The following is a 1,166-nucleotide window of genomic DNA, read 5'->3' on the forward strand; positions in this document are numbered from 1 at the left end:
CCAGCGTGCGCGCGATGTACGCCAGCTGCCGCTCGCCGCCGCTAACCTTTGTGTAGGGCGCGTTTTTTAGATGCGCGATACCCATCTTTTCCAGCGCTTGCTCGGCTAGCTTTTTATCCGCCGCGCTAAAGCTAGAAAACAGCGGCGTCCTGCACAGCGCGCCCATCAGCGCGACGTCAAAGACGCTGTAGTCATAGGACGGCGCGTGCGTCTGCGGCACGTAGGCGACGAGGGATGCGAGTTCGCGCTTACCGTAGTCGCGCACGCTTTTGCCCGCGATTAGCACCTCGCCCTCAAATTTTAAAAACCCGAGCATTATGCGTAGCAGGGTGCTTTTGCCGCTGCCGTTGGCGCCTAGGATGCTTAGCGTATCGCCCGTCGCGACGTCAAAGCTGATACCATTTAGCACGGGTTTGTCCTGGTAGGCAAAGCGCAAATTTCGCACTTCTATCAAATTTTCTCGCATCAAAAGCTCCTCTTGGCGCGGCGCAGCACGATGATAAACATCGGAATACCAAATAGCGATGTCACGATGCCGATGGGGATCTCGAAAGTAAAAATAAGCCGCGAGAAGCTGTCGCAAAAGAGTAGAAATATCGCGCCGATCATCGCCGAGCTAGCCAAAACTGCGCGGTTGTCGGCGCCGAAGATAAAGCGCGCGATGTGCGGCACGATAAGCCCGATCCAGCCGATGATGCCCGCGATCGTCACGCTAAGCGCGCTAATGAAGGTCGCGACTAGAATGATGAAAATTTTAACCCGAGTCGTGTTTACGCCCAGGCTCTTTGCCTCCTCCTCGCCAAGGCTTAGCGCGTTTAGGTATTTGCCGCTAAGCGTTAGCAGCAAAACGCCCGCGCACATCGGCAGGATAGAAATTTGGATGAAGCTCTTGGATGCAAAGCCGAGGCTTCCCATCAAAAAATATGTGATCGCAGGAAGCGCGTCATTGGGATCTGCGGCGTATTTTAGCACCGAGAGCAGCGAGGTAAAAAGCGAGCCGCTGATGACGCCGCCGAGCACCAGCACGATGACGCTACCGCTGCGTGAATACAGCGCCGAAACGCCTAGCGCCACAGCCACGGCAAGAAAGCCGAAGCCGAATGTGCTAAGCTGGATGAGATATTCATTAAATTTGAAAAACATCCCGACCGCTGCGCCAAATCCCG

Annotated in this window: 2 protein-coding genes; both read right to left on the reverse strand. The window is 55.3% G+C overall.

Annotated features, from left to right (window positions below; genetic code table 11):
- A partial coding sequence (locus tag Q0256_RS01905) for an ABC transporter ATP-binding protein (protein ID WP_297959560.1) occupies positions 1-466 on the reverse strand: 466 nt, incomplete at its 3' end.
- Positions 466-1,166: iron ABC transporter permease (locus tag Q0256_RS01910; protein ID WP_297959562.1), on the reverse strand; the 701-nt coding region annotated here is incomplete at its 5' end. The genes Q0256_RS01905 and Q0256_RS01910, both read right to left, overlap by 1 nt.

The organism is uncultured Campylobacter sp. (genome assembly GCF_937949835.1).
Classification (GTDB): Bacteria; Campylobacterota; Campylobacteria; order Campylobacterales; family Campylobacteraceae; genus Campylobacter_B.